This window comes from Gilliamella sp. HK2 (assembly GCF_001690265.1).
Classification (GTDB): Bacteria; Pseudomonadota; Gammaproteobacteria; order Enterobacterales; family Orbaceae; genus Gilliamella; species Gilliamella apicola_C.
In genome coordinates, this window is record NZ_LZGV01000035.1 from 1 (window position 1) to 1236 (window position 1236).

Consider the following 1236-nt stretch of genomic DNA (forward strand, 5'->3'; position numbering starts at 1 on the left):
CGAAAAAAGACCAGCTTGAACAAGGCGCGATTGTAGGCAGAAGCCAAATTATTCCCGAAAGTATTCCCCCTATGCCAAGTGACTATACCGGTTGGGATAAAATGCGCTGTGATTATAATGCTAAAGAAACTAAATTGCCCGATAACCGTACCGTGTTAGAGGTTTATCAACATTTGTTAGGCACAGCTAAATAAGGAATTAAGGCATGAAACAGAAAATAACTCAATTGTTGATAATGTTATTGGTTGTCCCCGTGGTTTTGGTCGTGATTTTATCGACTTTGGCGCCATTCCCCACCACCGAACCCATGCCACTTATGAGCCCTAAACCATTACCTAAAGAAGGCTATCAATTATTCCATAGTATTGCCAGAAATGGTGATTTGCTAGATTATTCCTTTTATTATGTCAGTAAAAAGCGGCAGGTAATTTATCGATATGATGCCGATCGTTATTTAGAGCTACAAGGTGAAAATTGCAGTGGATTGATTTGGTATCATGATGATAAAAATAATATTCATACCTTAATTACCGAACGATTTTATACGGCTTATCATTTACCGAAATTTAACTACTATAACCCCGGCAAACAGTATATTGCCATTCCTACCGATGATCTGTCCGATTTTGTTTTTTCAGTCGATGGGGGCAGACATTTTATAAAAGCGATGGTCTCTCCAATGGCTGCTGTCCCCGGAGAAGAAGTGGCTTACTTTATTGGGGTGGATGATTCGCCAATTGAGGATACTTATTATGAACCGGAAAAACCAAATACACCGATTACTATTTCGGGTAATACCGGCTATTTTATTTTAAAAAATCATGAGGTGATATTTGGCGCATCTTATGAATATGATGACTTTGATTATGAAAATGGTTTTTGGAATTTTCAGATTTTTTATCCATCAGCAGCATTTTCTGATGAAAGGGTTAGGGATGGCTCTAAATTTGGTGCTTATGATAGCCTTATTGATAATAAAGAATATCAATTACGGGTAAATTCAATAAAAAATCTAAAACCCGAACCTTACCAAGGTTGGGATAAAATACGTTGTGAGGTTGGGGCGGAAAAGTAATGATGATATTAGCAATACTATCGACCTTTATCGGTGGCGCATTATTTATTATTATGCTCATTAAGCAATATCATGAGCGATGGCAAATGGTGAGTTATCTGTTCTTTATCTTGGGGATATTGGCACTTTCGCCAGTTAATAATATACGAAAGCCTACCTTT

General features: G+C 37.4%; 2 protein-coding genes. Both read left to right on the forward strand.

Annotated elements, in window-relative coordinates; translation table 11 throughout:
* The coding region (locus A9G45_RS14315; RefSeq protein WP_176701804.1) for a hypothetical protein at positions 1-194 on the forward strand (194 nt) is incomplete at its 5' end.
* 11 nt (positions 195-205) lie between these two features.
* Positions 206-1075: a T6SS immunity protein Tli3 family protein gene (locus tag A9G45_RS03155; RefSeq protein WP_065572364.1), complete on the forward strand. Its 870-nt coding sequence runs from the start codon at positions 206-208 to the stop codon at positions 1073-1075.
* The last annotated feature ends 161 nt before the right edge of the window (positions 1076-1236 follow it).